This is a genomic window from Caulobacter sp. P4_E5, assembly GCF_056401555.1.
Genome location: NZ_JBFUJD010000102.1, coordinates 1 through 15736, shown reverse-complemented (window position 1 = coordinate 15736; position 15736 = coordinate 1). Strand labels below are relative to the sequence as shown.

Annotated in this window: 15 protein-coding genes; 13 read left to right on the top strand and 2 right to left on the bottom strand. The window is 67.1% G+C overall.

Annotation, left to right across the window (positions count from 1 at the left end):
• Positions 1 to 84 precede the first annotated feature (84 nt).
• Complete coding sequence (locus tag AC1DSO_RS22520; RefSeq protein ID WP_477070936.1) at positions 85 to 816, bottom strand: GntR family transcriptional regulator; 732 nt, start codon at positions 814 to 816, stop codon at positions 85 to 87.
• 285 nt (positions 817 to 1101) lie between these two features.
• Here AC1DSO_RS22520 and AC1DSO_RS22515 point away from each other — a divergent pair, with 285 nt between their 5' ends.
• The 7 genes from AC1DSO_RS22515 to AC1DSO_RS22485 all read left to right on the top strand — a co-directional run bounded on the left by AC1DSO_RS22515 (position 1102) and on the right by AC1DSO_RS22485 (position 6460).
• On the top strand, positions 1102 to 1254 hold the full coding sequence (locus AC1DSO_RS22515; RefSeq protein WP_156396198.1) for a hypothetical protein: 153 nt from the start codon (positions 1102 to 1104) through the stop codon (positions 1252 to 1254).
• 123 nt (positions 1255 to 1377) lie between these two features.
• Entirely contained in the window at positions 1378 to 1674 is a 297-nt protein-coding gene (locus AC1DSO_RS22510; protein ID WP_477070935.1) for a hypothetical protein, read from the top strand.
• A complete protein-coding gene (locus tag AC1DSO_RS22505) occupies positions 1659 to 1925 on the top strand; it encodes a hypothetical protein (protein WP_477070934.1) in 267 nt (88 codons plus the stop codon). The genes AC1DSO_RS22510 and AC1DSO_RS22505 overlap by 16 nt, the downstream gene beginning before the upstream one ends.
• A 56-nt stretch (positions 1926 to 1981) precedes the next feature.
• Entirely contained in the window at positions 1982 to 2584 is a 603-nt protein-coding gene (gene msrA / locus AC1DSO_RS22500) for a peptide-methionine (S)-S-oxide reductase MsrA (RefSeq protein WP_477070933.1), read from the top strand.
• A gap of 243 nt (positions 2585 to 2827) precedes the next feature.
• Positions 2828 to 4213, top strand: coding sequence for a DUF4139 domain-containing protein (locus AC1DSO_RS22495; protein WP_477070932.1), 1386 nt, complete (start codon positions 2828 to 2830; stop codon positions 4211 to 4213).
• Positions 4213 to 5880 (top strand): DUF4139 domain-containing protein, encoded by a 1668-nt coding sequence (locus AC1DSO_RS22490; RefSeq protein ID WP_477070937.1) that lies wholly within the window; start codon positions 4213 to 4215, stop codon positions 5878 to 5880. Before AC1DSO_RS22495 ends, AC1DSO_RS22490 begins: the two co-directional genes overlap by 1 nt.
• Before the next feature lie 52 nt (positions 5881 to 5932).
• Complete coding sequence (locus tag AC1DSO_RS22485; protein ID WP_477070931.1) at positions 5933 to 6460, top strand: TIGR00645 family protein; 528 nt, start codon at positions 5933 to 5935, stop codon at positions 6458 to 6460.
• A 63-nt stretch (positions 6461 to 6523) separates the two neighbouring features.
• Here AC1DSO_RS22485 and AC1DSO_RS22480 read toward each other — a convergent pair whose 3' ends face one another.
• Complete coding sequence (locus tag AC1DSO_RS22480; protein WP_477070930.1) at positions 6524 to 7249, bottom strand: DUF1134 domain-containing protein; 726 nt, start codon at positions 7247 to 7249, stop codon at positions 6524 to 6526.
• 172 nt (positions 7250 to 7421) lie between these two features.
• On the opposite strand from AC1DSO_RS22480, the gene lepA reads away from it, so the two are divergent.
• From lepA to AC1DSO_RS22450, 6 genes are all read left to right on the top strand, one after another.
• Positions 7422 to 9230: a translation elongation factor 4 gene (gene lepA / locus AC1DSO_RS22475; protein WP_477070929.1), complete on the top strand. Its 1809-nt coding sequence runs from the start codon at positions 7422 to 7424 to the stop codon at positions 9228 to 9230.
• 246 nt (positions 9231 to 9476) lie between these two features.
• Complete coding sequence (locus AC1DSO_RS22470) at positions 9477 to 10694, top strand: glycosyltransferase family protein (protein ID WP_477070928.1); 1218 nt, start codon at positions 9477 to 9479, stop codon at positions 10692 to 10694.
• A gap of 141 nt (positions 10695 to 10835) precedes the next feature.
• Entirely contained in the window at positions 10836 to 11279 is a 444-nt protein-coding gene (locus AC1DSO_RS22465) for a hypothetical protein (RefSeq protein WP_477070927.1), read from the top strand.
• Positions 11280 to 11365: 86 nt separating this feature from the next.
• Positions 11366 to 11749 carry a hypothetical protein gene (locus tag AC1DSO_RS22460; RefSeq protein WP_477070926.1) on the top strand — a complete coding sequence of 128 codons (384 nt, stop codon included), beginning with the start codon at positions 11366 to 11368 and terminating at the stop codon, positions 11747 to 11749.
• Positions 11750 to 12024: 275 nt separating this feature from the next.
• Entirely contained in the window at positions 12025 to 15048 is a 3024-nt protein-coding gene (locus AC1DSO_RS22455) for a TonB-dependent receptor (protein WP_477070925.1), read from the top strand.
• A 136-nt stretch (positions 15049 to 15184) separates the two neighbouring features.
• A partial coding sequence (locus AC1DSO_RS22450; RefSeq protein ID WP_477070924.1) for an alpha/beta fold hydrolase occupies positions 15185 to 15736 on the top strand: 552 nt, incomplete at its 3' end.

Below are 15736 nucleotides of genomic sequence, written 5' to 3'. Positions count from 1 at the left end.
ACGGAGGGGGAAGAGGCAGGCTCGAAAGCACTTCCCCCTCCGGCCCTTCGGGCCACCTGCCCCGCTAGGGGGAGGATTGGGAGACTACGCAGCCCCGACGTGCGGCCGGGTCTGGGCTTCGGGCTGGACGTTCAGGATCTTCAGCATGGCCAGGCGCGAGGCCTCTGGATCGCGACCGCCGATGACCCGGGCCACCTGGCGGTGCTCCTCGATCTCGTCCAGCAGCTCCTGCTCGGTGGCCCCGTTGAACGAGAACACCCAGAAGCGGGCGGCCTTGTGCTGCAGCGGGATCAGGATCCGGGCCAGGGCCAGGTTGCCCGAGGCTCGCGCCACGGCGGCGTGGAAGCGCAGGTCCATGGCCACCAAAGCCGGCAGGTCGCAGGTCTGCGCGGCCTCTTCGCCGTCGGCGAACACGTCGTACATGGCCTGGGCCTCGGCCTTGGAGGCGTTCTTGGCGGCCAGCGACGCGCAATGCGGCTCGATCAGCACCCGGGCCTCATAGCCCTGGCGCAGCTCGACCAGGTCCAGCGGCGCGACGGTGGTGCCCGAGCGGGCGCGGCGGACGACCAGGCCTTCCAGCGCCAGGCGTCCCAAGGCGTCGCGCACCCCGGCCAGGCCGGTGTCGTAGCGCGCGGCCAGCGACTGCTCGTCCAGCCGAGCCCCGGCCGACAACTCGCCCAAGATCAGGTCCAGCAGGATACGCTCATAGACCTTGGTCTTCTGCAGGTCCGGCGACCAATCCTCCAGCCCGGAGGAATTGGCGACGTCCAGCACCAGGGTGCGGGCGGCGGGCGATTTCAGCGACGGCGAGGCCATGGGAAGTCCGTGAGCGGCGGTCGCTGATAGGTAGTGTGAAATGTCAGAAGACACCAGCGTCCCGTCTTCTCTCGCAAGAAAAGACGCCGTCTGGAGGATGACGGGCGAGGCCTCTTCCGCACGGAACAAGGAGGGATGAATTGCCCAGTTTCCGATCACTTCGTCCGAAGACCGCCAAATCCTGCCCATCCCCGCGACCGATCGCCCACCGCGCAGGCAAGACCTTGCGCAAGTCCGAACGTCACGCTACCTGTAACAAGCGCTAACGGGATTCATCGCTTCCACATGCAATCGCACTTCGCCTTTACCGCCTTTATCGCGACCGGCCTCACCGCTGGCGTCGCGATGTCGTGCGCGGTGGCGATGTGGAACATGATTAACAACCAGATTAAAACCGTTCCCATTCGGACGGGGCAAAATCGGCGCAAGCAGCGGTAGGAACCCTACCCTCACCACAGCCGAAGGATCGCAAGATCTCCAAAAGCCCCGCTCCCACGAGCGGGGTTTTTTGTTGCGCGGTTCCTCGGTCCTCCAAGCCTCTCATGCACAGGACCAACCCCGATGAGCTACCTGCCCTCTCCACCAAGTTTCCACAGTGACTCCGAGGGAGTCACCGTCCACCAGCTGCTGCTGGCCGCCCAGGACGCGCCGAGCGCGCTAGACGCCGTCCGCCAAGGCCTGGCCGACAGCGGCGCCGAGCTGTGCGGCCTGACCCTGAAGCCGGTCGGCCAGATCATCGAAGCCAGCTTGCGCGTCCGTCACCTGGGCGACCAGGCCGCCCGCCTGCTGGCCCGCGATCTCGCCGCCTGGCCTGGCGTGAGCTCGGCGTCGGTCGAACATCAATGGGTGCGCCCGTGAAACCCGAAGACGAGAAACGCCGTCTCTTCCTCGTCACCGCCGACGACACGCCCGACGCCCTGATGCGGGTGCTGGGTGTGGCGTCGGTGCAGCAGACCCGCCTGCGCGCCCTGTCCGCCGCTCCCGAGGGCCAGCACTTGGCCATTAGGCTCGAGATCGACGACCAGGGCGACGCCCGGGCCGAAGTGCTGGCCTCGCGCCTGGCGGCCTGTCCGTCGGTGCGCGGGGTCGGTTTCGGCTGGAGGGCGTAACCTTCACGCGTTTCCGTGCGTATCTAGGACGACACCCGCGTGAAAGAGTCCTCCCGATGCGCCGCCTCCTCGTCACCCTCGCCGCGACTTTCGCGATGTTCGGCCTGAGCAACGCCTTCGCCACGACGCCGCCCAAACCGGCCAAGACCGAGACCGCCGTGTTCGCCGGCGGCTGCTTCTGGTGCATGGAGCATGACATGCAGGGCGTGCCTGGTGTCCTGAAGGTCGAGAGCGGCTACACCGGCGGCCACGTCAAGAACCCGACCTACCGCGATGTCACCAGCGAACAGAGCGGCCACTACGAGTCGGTGCGCGTCACCTACGACCCGGCCAAGCTGGACTACGGCTTCCTGCTGTATCGCTACTGGAAGCTGGTCGACCCCACCGACGACGGCGGCCAGTTCTGCGACCGCGGCCCGTCGTACCGCCCCGCCGTCTTCGTCACCCCCGCCCAGCGCCCGGTCGCCGAGAAGTCCCGCGCCGACGCCGCCAAGCGCCTGAAGTCCGGGACGATGAAGGCCCAGATCCTGGACCTGAAGACCTTCTACCCAGCCGAGGAATACCACCGCGACTACGCCAAGCGGCACGCGCTGGACTACGCCGCCTACCGCACCGGCTGCGGGCGGGATGCGAAGCTGAAGCAGGTGTGGGGCGGGTGATTCAGCCCTTCTCCCCTTGTGGGAGAAGGTGGCCCGAAGGGCCGGATGAGGGGTCGATAGTACTGTCGGCTCATCGTTCGACCTCAACCGCCGCTGCGGCCGATACTATCTTCAACCCCTCACCCGACCCGCTGCGCGGGCCACCCTCTCCCGCAAGGGGAGAGGGAAATGGGAAAGCTCAACCGCCTCGACTCCGCCCCAATCCCGTGTAGCTTACTTCTGTAAATACACGGGAGGACGTCGATGAACCGTCGCGCGCTGCTGGCTACGGCCGGCCTGTTGCTGGCTCCGCTCCACGCGGCCCACGCGCAAGAGCGCGAGGTCTCGGTCACCATCTACAATTCCGACCTGGCGCTGGTCGAGGACGCGCGGCCGCTGGACCTGAGGGCCGGCCGCCAGAAGCTGGAGTTCAAGGACGTCTCGGCCGCCATCCGCCCCGAGACGGTCAGCCTGTCGGCGCCGGGCGTGACCATCCTGGAGCAGAATTTCGACTACGACCTGCTGACCCCCGACAAGCTGATGGAAAAGGCGGTCGGCCAGCAGGTCCGGATCGTCCGCACCAATCCCGGCGACGGCAAGGAGACCACCGAGGTGGCCACGGTGCTGGCCGCCAATGAAGGCGTGGTGCTGAAGATCGGCGACCGCATCGAGGTGCTGCGCGACGACGGCGTCCCGACCCGGGTGATCTTCGACAAGGTGCCTGAGACCCTGCGCGCCCGTCCGACCTTGTCGGTCAGCGTCGACGCCGCCAGCGCCGGTCCGCGCCAGGCCAAGCTGAGCTACCTGACCTCGGGCCTGTCGTGGAAGGCCGACTATGTGGCCCTGTTCGACGAGGCCAAGAACGCCCTGGACCTGCAGGGCTGGATCACGCTGTCCAACACCTCCGGCACGCCGTTCGAGAACGCCAAGACCCAGCTGGTGGCTGGCGACGTCAACCAGTTGAATCAGAACAACGGCTACCGCCCGCCGCGCCGCCAAGGGAGCTCGGGCATGATCAGCGCCGGAACCGAGAGCGGGACCGGCGAGCGCATCGCCGACTACTACGTCTATCCCCTGCCCGAGCGGACCACGATCGCCTCGAACCAGAACAAGCAGGTCGGCTTCCTGTCGGCCCAGGCCGTGGCGGCCAAGAAGGTCTACGAGATCCGCGAAGGCTGGTTCTCCAGCGACGCCGAGCCGGTCAAGGCCGTGGTCGCCATCCAGTTCAGCAACGCCCGCCTGGCGGGCCTGGGCAGCCAGCTGCCGGCCGGGACCATGCGAGTCTACATGCGCGACGCGGCCGGCGATCCCAAGTTCGTCGGCGAGAACGCCATCGGCCATACCCCAGCCGGCTCGGAGCTGTCGATCAAGACCGGCGAGGCGTTCGACGTCTCCAGCCAGGCGACGCTGGTGGCCGAGACCAAGGTCTCCAAGACCCGCTCGCGCTACGAAATGCGCTACCTGCTGCGCAACGCCAGGGACCAGCCGGTCACGGTGGAACTGCGCCAGGGCGGCCTGTGGCGCGACGGCGAGGTCAAGGCCGAGAGCCTGAAGAGCCGCCGCATCGATGCCCGCACCCTGGGCTGGAGCGTGCCGGTGCCAGCCAACGGCGAGACGGTGCTGACCTTCACGGTCGAGACGGGGTGGTGATGGTGTCCTCCTCACCCGTGAAACGGGGGAGGTGGCGCGATGCGGATACGCATCGTGACGGAGGGGGCGTCCGCGTCTCCGACCAGCGCCCCCTCCACCGCATCGCGGTCCTCCTGAGCCTGGCTTTCGCCCTCCCGGCCCATGCCGCCGTCATCCCCTCCGCCGCGCCGGAAAAGGTCGCGGTCACCCTCTATCGCGACGGCGACGGCCCGTTCCAGGCGATGGACGACTGGCAGCGCCAGCAGGCCAAGGAACGCGGCCTGATCCTGGTCACCGAGACCCGCACGGTCGACCTGCCGGCCGGCCGCCACACGATCCGCTTCGACGGCGTCGCCGAGGGCCTGATCCCGCAGAGCGCGGCGGTCGAGGGCCTGCCCGGCAAGGCGGTCGAGCGCAATTACGACTACGCCCTGCTCAGCCCCGGAACCCTGGTCGAGCGCTCGCTGGGCCAGCCGATCAAGGTGGTGCGCACCAACCGCAAGACCGGCCGCCAGCAGGCCATCGACGCCACCCTGGTCCAGGGGCCGAACGGGCTGATGGTCCAGACCCGTGACGGCGTCGAAGCCCTGGGCTGTTCCGGCGGTCCCGAGCGCCTGGTGCTAGGCCGCGTCCCCGACGGCCTGACCGACAAGCCCAGCCTGTCGACCATCGTCGACGTCCCCTCGCCCACGCGCGCCAGACTGACCGTCTCATACCTGGCCCTGGGCGTGAACTGGCAGGCCGACTATGTCGCCAACATCCATCCGGACGGCCAGCACCTGGACCTCACCGGCTGGCTGACCCTGGTCAACAGCGGCGGCAGCCAATTCGCCGACGCCAAGACCCAGGCGGTAGCCGGCAAGCTGTCGCGTCAGTACGTGCGCGTCGACAAGGGCCGCGCCCAGTCGATCAACCGCGCCTGCTGGCCGATGGACACCACGCACATCGGCAAATCTCCGCCACCACCGCCCGCGCCGCCACCGCCGCCCGCCATGATGATGGCCGCGCCCATGGCCGAGGCCCGCGGCGGTGTCGAGGAGATCGCCGTCACTGCCCAGCGCGCCAAACTGGCCGAGCAGTCGAACCTGGGCGACTACAAGCTCTACACCCTGCCCGAGCCTGTCACGCTGAACCCGCGCCAGACCAAGCAGGTGGCGTTCCTCGACCAGAAGGGCGTCGCCTTTCAGCGGCTCTATGTCGTCGGGATCAATGTCTGGGACAGCTTGGACGAGGAGAACGCCTTCCACGCTCCCGAGGTGACCCTGCGCCTGGAGAACAAGACGTCAAACGGCCTGGGCAAGCCTCTACCCTCCGGCGCCCTGTCGGCCATGGAGACGGTCGACGGCCGCCCCACATTCGCCGGCGAGCAGGCCGTGCGCGACGTGGCGATCGGCGAACCGGTCGACTTGGTCATCGGCCAAGCCATGGACGTCCTGGCCCGCCCGCGCCTGGTCGAGGAGACGAAGCTGGCCAAGGGGCGCGTGCGCCGGACCTACGAGGTCGACCTCTCGAACGCCAAGACCATTCCGGTGACGGTCGAGCTGCACCAGAACCCGAACCTGCCGACCTTCAAGGTCGTGTCCGAGCCGCGCAAGCATGACATCCGCCAGGGCCAGGTCGCCTGGCGCGTGCCGCTGGGTCCTGGCCAGGCGACCACCTTCCGCTACGCGATCGAGTACGGCGGCTAGCGGTGGCGTTCGTCACGGCCGACCTCTAGGCTTGCCGCTTGAGGAGCCCCAAATGAAGAAACCCCTGCTGGAGACGTGGCTGGAGCGCGGCCTGTTCGCCTCGCGCTGGCTGATGGCGCCGTTCTACGTCGGCCTGGTCATCGCCCTGGCGGCGCTGATCGTCGTCTTCTTCCAGGAGCTCTTCCACGAGCTGCCGCACGTGCTGTCGATGAAGGCGGAGGACGCGATCGTCCTGGCCCTGTCGCTGATCGACCTGTCGCTGGCCGCCAACCTGCTCGTGATCGTCATTCTGTCCGGCTACGAGAACTTCATCTCCAAGATCGATACGGCCAGCCATGAGGACCGACCCGACTGGATGGGCACGGTCGACTTCTCGGGCCTGAAGATGAAGCTGATCGCCTCGATCGTGGCGATCTCGGCGATCGCGCTGCTCAAGGCCTTCCTGAAACTGACCGAGCCCGACGAGGTGCTCGACCAGCCGCGCCTGCTCTGGCTGGTGGTGGTGCACCTGTCGTTCGTGGTCTCGGGCGTGCTGCTGGCCGTCATGGACTGGCTGAACGGCAGGGTCGAGAAACACTGACCGCCTAGAGCCTGTCGCGTTCAGAGAAATCATCTGAACGCGACAGGCTCTAGATTCAAAAGCTTAGAACGGCACCCACCGGCGCTTGCGGCTGTAGCCGAGGTAGCCGACGTTGGCGCCTAGGCGCAGGCCGACCCCGGCGCGGATCGGGGCCAGGGTGATCTCGTCGGCCTTCTGGTAGTTCACGCCCAGGCCGCCCACCAGATAGGCGCTGCCCTCCACGCCCGGGAAACGGCGGAAGACCGCGTCAGGATACTGCAGGTTATAGCAGAGGGTGAAGACGCGGCTGGCGTTGCCGCCCCAGTCCCAACCGATCGACGGGCCCTGCCAGTACACCTCCAGCGTCGGCCGGCCCTTCATGTACAGCAGGCCCCGGCCATAGCGCAGGCCGGCCACGAACGCGCCCGAGCCCTCTTCGCCGGCGATGTAGGCGGTGGGCTGGCCCTTGTCCCGGAACACCTTCTCGATCGCCGCTCCGGCGCTCTCGGCCGTCACGCCCAGGAAGTCGGACGTGGCGCGGACGATCTCGTCGGCGGAATAGGTCTGGGCGCGGCCGGTGTCATAGGCCGGGGTCGGGCCGTTCGAACCGGGGGTCGGTGACGGCGGCGGCGGTGGCGAGGAGGACGCGTACGGGTCCTGAGCGGCCGAAGGCGGCGCGGCATTCGGGTCGGTGATGGGCTGCGCCGGCGGCAGTTGTTCGGAGGTGATCCGCTGGCGGGCCAGGGCCTCGGTGGCTGCCGCGCTCAGACTGGCGGCGGCCCCCGAGAGGATCAGCTTGCGACGGTCCATGCAGGGCCTCTCGATCGAATTGATTGCAACAGTGTTGCAAGCCATTGAGACCGGTTTGCGGCTCCAAACTTAACGAGCGGTTAAGCATGCGCGACCCGTCGCCGCACGCGCGAGACCGCTAGCGGGCGCAACGCCTCTCGCGAAGCGGGCCAAATGTGCTATGCGCTCGCGCATGACTTCGACGCCTCTCGACAAGATCCGCAACTTTTCCATCGTGGCCCACATCGACCACGGCAAGTCSACGCTCTCCGACCGTCTGATCCAGGAGACGGGCGGCCTGACTGCGCGTGAGATGAGCGCCCAGGTGCTCGACAACATGGACATCGAGAAGGAGCGCGGCATCACCATCAAGGCGCAGACCGTGCGCCTGAAGTACAAGGCCGACGACGGCGAGGACTACATCCTCAACCTGATGGACACCCCCGGCCACGTCGACTTCGCCTACGAGGTCAGCCGCAGCCTGGCCGCGTGCGAGGGCTCGATCCTGGTCGTCGACGCCTCGCAAGGCGTGGAAGCCCAGACCCTGGCCAACGTCTATTCGGCCATCGACAACAACCACGAGATCGTCCCGGTCCTGAACAAGATCGACCTGCCGGCCGCCGAGCCCGAGCGGGTCCGCGCCCAGATCGAGGACCTGATCGGCCTGGACGCCAGCGACGCCGTGCTGGCCAGCGCCAAGTCGGGCATCGGCATCCACGAGGTGCTGGAAGCCATCGTCACCCGCCTGCCCGCCCCCAAGGGCGAGCGCGACGCCCCCCTCAAGGCCCTGCTGGTCGACGCCTGGTACGACGCCTATCTCGGCGTGGTCGTGCTGGTGCGGATCTTCGACGGCACGCTGAAGGCTGGCCAGCAGGTCCGCATGATGCAGACCGGCGCCACCCACCGCATCGACAAGGTCGGCGTGTTCACGCCCAAGGCGACCGACGTCGCCGAGCTGGGTCCGGGCGAGGTCGGCTTCTTCACCGCCAGCATCAAGGAAGTGGCCGACGCCGCCGTCGGCGACACCATCACCGACGAGAAGAAGCAGACCGCCCAGGCCCTGCCGGGCTTCAAGGAAGTCCAGCCGGTCGTGTTCTGCGGCCTGTTCCCGGTCGACGCCGCCGATTTCGAGGACCTGCGCGCCGCCGTCGGCCGCCTGCGCCTCAACGACGGCAGCTTCACCTACGAGATGGAAAGCAGCGCCGCCCTCGGCTTCGGCTTCCGCTGCGGCTTCCTGGGCCTCCTCCACCTGGAAATCATCCAGGAGCGCCTCAGCCGCGAGTTCGACCTCGACCTGATCGCGACCGCCCCGTCGGTCGTCTACAAGATCCACATGCGTGACGGCTCCGAGATGGAGCTGCACAACCCCGCCGACCTGCCCGACCCGATGCATATCGAGAGCATCAGCGAGCCCTGGATCAAGGCCACCATCTTCACTCCCGACGACTATCTCGGCGGCGTGATCAAGCTGTGCCAGGATCGCCGAGGCCAGCAGCGCGAACTCAGCTATGTCGGCAACCGCGCCATGGTGGTCTACGATCTGCCGCTGAACGAGGTCGTGTTCGACTTCTACGACCGCCTGAAGTCGATCTCGAAGGGCTATGCCAGCTTCGACTACCAGGTCGAGGACTACCGGCCTGGCGACCTCGTGAAGATGTCGATCCTGGTCAACGCCGAACCCGTCGACGCCCTCTCCATGCTGGTCCACCGCGACCGCGCCGAGAGCCGCGGCCGCGGCATGTGCGAGAAGATGAAAGAGCTCATCCCGCAGCACATGTTCGTCATCCCCATCCAGGCGGCGATCGGCGGCCGGATCATCGCCCGCGAAACCGTCCGCGCCCTGCGCAAGGACGTGACGGCCAAGTGTTACGGCGGCGACGCCTCGCGCAAACGCAAGCTGCTGGACAAGCAGAAGGCCGGCAAGAAGCGCATGCGCCAGTTCGGCAAGGTCGAAATCCCGCAGGAAGCCTTCATCGCGGCCCTGAAGATGGACGAGGATTGATCGGCTTCCGAGCTATCCAGTCGGAGTGTTTTGGACGCCCTCGTCAGCGGAAGCTGGCGGGGGCGTTTTGATTCTTCTCCGACGTTGGAACGGATCCGTCCCTCTAACATCGTGCTGGCAAGGCCTTGGATAGATCCTCGGCCGAACTGGGCGCACGCTAAGCGCGCAAATTGCGAACTTTCATTTTCGCAGGCCGACAACGCGCTTTAGGTTGCACAGCAGTGAGTGTGACTTGAGGGTGAGTCGATGCGGGCGGTTTTTCTCAAGGGAGTCTCCGGATACGACGCCACGCGGATCTTCATTGACGAGCTCGCCGGCGCGTTCACGCGACAAGGTTACAGCACGGTGATCATCGACGCGGTCGAAGAGCCGGACCTGGACGAGGCCCTGGCCCGCGAGGCCGCCGTGGGCCCGACCGCCTTCGTCTACTCCGTGGGCATATTCGGCGAGAAGCGTGACAGGCAGGGCCGTTCGATCGGTCAGGTCTTTGGCGCTCCACACGTCCTTCACCACGTCGACTATCCGTTGAGCCATTTTGACCGCCTGGAACGCACGGCGGCCGAGACAGCTCTTCTCGTGGTCGATCCCACCCATGTCGAGGCCGTGCGCGCCACCTTCGGCGACGAACACTTCGCCCATATCGGATTTGGACCGCACGCGGCGGTTGGTGAGCCGCCCCCCCCTGACGAGAGCGTCGAGGCGTTCGTTGAGCGTCGTCCGATCCCGCTCCTGTTCGCGGGCACCTATTACGGCGCGGACGATCCGCCGTGGAAGGGCGGGGACGGTCCGCTGCCCGCCATCTTCGACACCGCCCTCGAGATCGCGCTCGGCGCGGAATTCGTCGCGCCGCTGGAGGCGCTGGACCTGTCGCTGCGCGCCCGCGGTCTCGATCCGACCGATCCCGCGCTCCAGCGCACCCGCAAGTTTGCGACGGTGATCCACGAACAGGTGCGATGCGTGCGCCGTGGCGCGCTCCTGAACGCCGCCGGCGCCATGGGCCTACCGGTCCATCTCGTGGGCTCTGGATATGAGGGACAGCTCGAACACTGTCCGACGTTTCGGCGCATGGGGCCGGTCAGCCTGTCCGAGGTCTCGCAATTGATGCGCGCGTCCAGGCTGGTCTTGAATGTCAACGCCAACTTCGGCGCCGGCTCGCACGAGCGTCCGCTGAGCGCCATGCTCGCCGGCGCGGCCGCGGTGTCCGACTACAGCACCTGGTGGGGCGAGCACTTCGCCGAAGGCCAGGAGATCGCGTTCTACCGCTGGAAGACCCTGGAGGCGGACCTGGAGCGTCTGGCCGCGCTCCTGGAGGATCCCGCGGCCGCTTGGTCGATCGCCAAGGCGGGGCAAAGGCGCGTTCTCGAGGCGCACCGCTTCGATCAGCGCACCCAGACGGTTGTCGACGCCGCACGCACGGCCCGGGCGCGCCGGCCCGATATCTTCGCCCATCCGAGCGAGTCTTAGGCCGGCTTGCTGGCGATCCTTGATCTCGTCGCGCGCCGAAACGCTCCTGGTTTGGGCGCTCGAGATCAGCGTTTTCAAGCGCTTGCCGATTTTAGACGGCGACTTATCCCCGCCTCTCTCGGTGGCCGCACACTGGCGGTCATGAGCAAATCACATCCCGACGCACCCCCTACCTGGTTCCGGCTCTCGGAAGCCTCGTGGGCCGAGATCGCCGCCGAGTATCGGAACGGCGCCACCGCCAAGGAACTGGCGCACAAGTGGAAGGTCTCGCCGACCACCATCTATCGCCGCGCCTGCGCTGACGGCTTCACCAAGAAGGCCGACAGCGACGCCGTGGCGCGGGCCCACGCCGAAGCCCACGCCCAGGCTCGGGCCCAGAGAGAAGACGAGACCTGGGACAATCTGCCCGAGCCGCTGCCCGGCGAGATCTGGCTGATGGACGACGAGGCGGTGGACGCCTTCAACGCCGCCCCGCTATCGACTGACCCGTCCGACCTGCGGAACGCGGCGATGGCGCGGCTGGCGGCGGCGATCCATCAGGGGCGTGACCAGGAAGCCCTGCGGCTGACCGACTGGCGCGGCTGACCGCGCCGGAGCCGCCGACCTCGACGGGGCCGGGCGGCGGCGGCGGCGATGGCGGCGGTTACGACGACGAGCGGGCGCGCCTGCTGATGAGCGGCTTCGTCGACTGGCGGCCGACCAAGGCGGCGGTCGAGCACGAGACCGACCTGATGTTCCGCAGCATCTTCCTGCTGGCCCTGGCCATGTTGCTGAGGCCCGAGAGCGTGCCGGCGCTGTTCAAGCGGCGGGTCATGCGCTTCCGCCGCGACTATCTGGGCGAGGACGAGCCCGAGGCCCTGGCGGCCGCCGAGCGCGTCACCGCCTATGCGATGAACGAGCTCGACCATGTCTTCATGGACTTCAACGGTCCCGAGCCGCGCCCTGCACGCAAGCTGCCAGCCCGCACCTGGCCGCCGCCACGCCCGCCCTATCCGAGCCGCGCGCGGCTGGCCGAATTGGCTTCGCCGCCGCCGGACGGAAGTTGGAAACGCTAGCGCGCACGCCCCATCCCAGCATGCGGGACGCATTGTTGCATATCCGCAATATGGCCGCGTTGAACACTAAAGGGGACTGGCGGAACCGTCGGCGAAGCGTATTGTAGCCTACAAGTTGGGATACAATCTCACCATATGAGAATAGCGGGTCGTTCGGACTATCTCGTTTCCACGCCTACCATAACCCCGCCCTCCCAACGGAGAGTCGCCATCAAGGCGGCCCCATCGATCAACACGGCCGCCGGCACGGGCGGCCGAACAGGGAGAGGAAAACCATGGGCTCACGGTCCAAGAACAATGGCGTCCTGCGTACGGGATGCTCGATATTGGCGCTGTCGCTGGGCGCGTCCCTGCTGACCGCCTTCGCCGCGTCGGCGCAGACGGCGGCCTCGCCGGCGGCCTCGGCCAAGCCGGACGACACGGCGGTCGAGGAGGTGGTGGTCACCGGCTTCCGGGCCAGCCTGGCCAGCGCCATCAACACCAAGCGCCTGTCCAACAACATCGTCGACGTCATCAAGGCCGACGACATGGCCAGCTTCCCGGACGCGAACCTGGCCGAGTCGATCCAGCGCATCCCCGGCGTCTCGATCACCCGCGACGGCGGCGAGGGCCGCAACATCACCGTGCGCGGCCTGGGCGGCGACTTCGTCCGCACCACCCTGAACGGCATCGAGGCCTATTCGGCCACGACCGGTTCAACCCTGGGCGTGGTGGCCGGCATCAACCGCTCGCGCGGCTTCGACTTCTCGACCTTCGCCTCGGAGCTGTTCAACAGCGTCACCGTCAGCAAGTCGCAGTCGGCCGAGATGGACGAGGGCTCGCTGGCCGCGACCGTCGACCTGCAGACCGGCCGGCCGTTCGACAAGAAGGGCTTCCGCGCCGCCGCTTCGCTACAGGGCGCCTATTACGACAACAACAAGTCCAAGGCCCCGCGCTTCGCCGGCCTGATCAGCGACACCTGGGGCAATTTCGGCGCCCTGTTCTCGCTGGCCTATAACGAGCGCAAGCAGCAGGAAGAGGGCTACAGCGACACCTCGCAGTCGGACTATTCGGACGCCAACAACGGCTTCTGCGGCACGGCGACCGACATCGCCTCGCAGCCCGGCAGCCAGGTGGTCAACACCGCCATCCCGTACGTGAACCCGCTGTCGGGGGCCGGCAACCGCCCGGCCGGCCAGTGCTTCTCGGGTCTGCCGTCGGATCCGACCGCCTACGCGGCGATCAACCAGCCCAACGTCTTCCTGCCGCGCAACCCGGGCCTTGGCCGCTTCCAGCTGGACCAGAAGCGCCTGGGCATGACCGGCGGCCTGCAGTGGCGGCCGACCGACAAGACCGACGTGACCCTGGACCTGGTCTATTCGCGCTTTGACCAGGACCGCACCGACTTCGCCCTGTCGAACGCCTCGCTGAACCGCAACGTCAACGGCGCCAGCGCGGCCTTCCCGCTGTTCGCCGGCCGGGTCGACGCCCAGATCATGGACGTTCATGTGCAGCCGACCGGCCAGGTCGACTACATGAAGATCAACAATGTCGACATCAAGCACATCGAGGAAAAGAGCCAGACCACCACCAAGACCCACCAGATCGGCCTGAACCTGGAGCATCGCTTCAACGACCGGCTCAGCGGCAATGTGAAGCTCGGTCACTCGGGGTCGGACTTCAAGCAGCCCTGGGACGTGCTGATGTCCTATGACGGCTTCAACAAGCCCGGCTATGTCTGGGACGCCCGCGAGGACGCCCGCCGGCCGTTCATCAACTACGGCTACGACGTCGCCAACCCGGCCAACGTCACCTTCACCAACGCCGGCACCGGCCTGACCCCCGACATCCGCGTCGTCAAGGCGGCGGTGTTCAACACCCTGGCCACGGCCGAGGCCAACGCCAAGTACCGCCTGACCGACATCTTCACGGTCAAGGCCGGCGTCGCGCTGAAGTCATTCGACTTCCAGACCAAGCAGGTCCAGCGCCTGTACGCCAACAACAGCTCGACCGCGGTGACGGCGACGGGCACCATCCCGTTCAACTTCGCCCAGTTCGCCGCCGACTTCCCCGGCTCGGCCCCGCTCAGCGAGACGATCACGGGCTTCGGCAAGCAGCTGAACCTGCCGACCGGCTCGGTGACCAGCTGGGTGGTGCCGGATGTCTCGGCCTATATCGACAAGCTCGGCTTGCTCTGCAACTGCTCGAACAAGTACGGCGACTTCACCCTGGCCATCAACTCGGCCCTGGGCAACAACCGCCAGGTCGAGGAGAAGGACAGCTCGGCCTACGTCCAGGTCGACTTCGACGCCGACGTGCTGAACGGCCGTCGCCTGCGCGGCAACGCCGGGGTGCGCTACGTCAAGACCGACCTGGACGCCACGGGCTACACCTCGCTGACCTCGCAGATCACGGTCAACAACAAGTACAGCGACTGGCTGCCGTCGGTGAACCTGGCCCTGGACGTCATGCCCAACCTGGTCGCCCGCTTCGCCGCGGCCAAGGTGATGGCGCGCCCCAGCTTCGGCAACCTGACGCCGGGCGGCTCGGTCAACACCAACTTCGGCGCCCAGTCGGCGTCGATCGGCAACCCGTTCCTGGATCCGTACCGCGCCAAGAACTACGACTTCAGCCTGGAATGGTACCCCAGCGAGGGCGTGATCGTCAGCGCCACGGTCTTCGACAAGGAGATCGCCAGCTCGATCCAGACGATCGCCACCACCGAGCCCTATGGCAATACCGGCCTGCCGCTGGGCCTGCTGCCCGCCGGCCAGGACGCCAGCACCCCCTACCTGGTGACCCGCTCGCGCAACACCCAAGGCGGCTACATCCGCGGGATCGAGCTGAACTGGCAGCAGCCATTCAAGTTCCTGCCGGCGCCGTTCGACAACATGGGGACGATGGTCAACTACACCTATGTCGACAGCTCGGTGCTCTATTACCTGTCGAGCGGCACGGCCACGACCCCGGCCACCCAGATCCACGACCAGTTCCTGAACGTCTCGCCGCACTCGGTGAACGCCACCCTGTACTACGAGGACACAAAGCTCTCGGCCCGGGTGTCGGTGGCCTATCGCGACGAGTACCTGACCGCCCTGCCCTTCAAGTCGGAAGTGCCGGACGCCAACGGCAGCTATGCGACGACCAATGTCGACGCCTCGCTGTCGTACAAGCTGACCAACAATCTGAAACTGACCTTCGACGCCCTGAACATCACCAATCAGGAAGCCGACCAGTGGAGCGGCAAGCAGCGCCGCTCGCAGCGTGTGTTCAGCACCACGGGCCGCCAGTTCTTCCTGGGCGCCTCGTACACGTTCTAGTCCTTCGATCTCCTCCAAGGTTGACTGGCGCCGGCTGAAAGGCCGGCGCCTTTTTCTTTGTGCTTAAATATTTCAGGCCGCTGTCGGATCGCGCCGCGCTCGCCCGTCCTGGGAAGGCAACAGCGAGGGACCGACGATGAACCAGATCCAGAAGGGCCATGTCGAGGCGGGCGGCGTCCACTATGGCTACGAGATCCACGGCGACGGGCCGCCCCTTCTCCTGCTGCACGGCGGGTTCGGCACGATGGAGATGTTCGGTTCGGTGCTCGGCGACCTCACCGCGCGCCACCGAGTGATCGCCGTCGACCTCTACGGCCACGGCCGCACCGCGCTGACCGACCGGCCGATCGACGCCGTGGCCATGGGCGACGACCTGGCGACCGTGGTGCGCGCGCTTGGGTTCGAGCGGGTGGACGTCCTGGGCTTCTCGTTCGGCGGCATGGTCGCCTTCCGCCTGGCGGTCCAGCATCCCGAGGTAGTGAACCGGCTGGTCCTGGCGTCCGTGCCCTATGCCCACACGGGCTTCTACGAAGACATCCGCGAGCAGCAGAAGGCCATCACCCGCGAGAGCGCGCCCATGATGATGCACGCGCCGTTCTACGCCAGCTACGAGGCCGTGGCCCCGCGCGTCGAGGACTTCCCCGAATTCGTGGCGCGCATGGGCGAGGCTATTCGCACGCCCTACGAC

Excerpts from the sequence above, each read along its gene's own strand:
- msrA (WP_477070933.1), top strand. The coding sequence starts at position 1,982 with ATGCGCCGCCTCCTCGTCACCCTCGCCGCGACTTTCGCGATGTTCGGC.
- AC1DSO_RS22505 (WP_477070934.1), top strand. The coding sequence starts at position 1,659 with ATGGGTGCGCCCGTGAAACCCGAAGACGAGAAACGCCGTCTCTTCCTC.
- AC1DSO_RS22495 (WP_477070932.1), top strand. The coding sequence starts at position 2,828 with ATGAACCGTCGCGCGCTGCTGGCTACGGCCGGCCTGTTGCTGGCTCCG.
- AC1DSO_RS22490 (WP_477070937.1), top strand. The coding sequence starts at position 4,213 with ATGGTGTCCTCCTCACCCGTGAAACGGGGGAGGTGGCGCGATGCGGAT.
- AC1DSO_RS22520 (WP_477070936.1), bottom strand. The coding sequence starts at position 816 with ATGGCCTCGCCGTCGCTGAAATCGCCCGCCGCCCGCACCCTGGTGCTG.
- AC1DSO_RS22470 (WP_477070928.1), top strand. The coding sequence starts at position 9,477 with ATGCGGGCGGTTTTTCTCAAGGGAGTCTCCGGATACGACGCCACGCGG.
- AC1DSO_RS22485 (WP_477070931.1), top strand. The coding sequence starts at position 5,933 with ATGAAGAAACCCCTGCTGGAGACGTGGCTGGAGCGCGGCCTGTTCGCC.
- AC1DSO_RS22460 (WP_477070926.1), top strand. The coding sequence starts at position 11,366 with ATGAGCGGCTTCGTCGACTGGCGGCCGACCAAGGCGGCGGTCGAGCAC.
- AC1DSO_RS22480 (WP_477070930.1), bottom strand. The coding sequence starts at position 7,249 with ATGGACCGTCGCAAGCTGATCCTCTCGGGGGCCGCCGCCAGTCTGAGC.
- AC1DSO_RS22455 (WP_477070925.1), top strand. The coding sequence starts at position 12,025 with ATGGGCTCACGGTCCAAGAACAATGGCGTCCTGCGTACGGGATGCTCG.
- AC1DSO_RS22515 (WP_156396198.1), top strand. The coding sequence starts at position 1,102 with ATGCAATCGCACTTCGCCTTTACCGCCTTTATCGCGACCGGCCTCACC.
- AC1DSO_RS22465 (WP_477070927.1), top strand. The coding sequence starts at position 10,836 with ATGAGCAAATCACATCCCGACGCACCCCCTACCTGGTTCCGGCTCTCG.
- AC1DSO_RS22510 (WP_477070935.1), top strand. The coding sequence starts at position 1,378 with ATGAGCTACCTGCCCTCTCCACCAAGTTTCCACAGTGACTCCGAGGGA.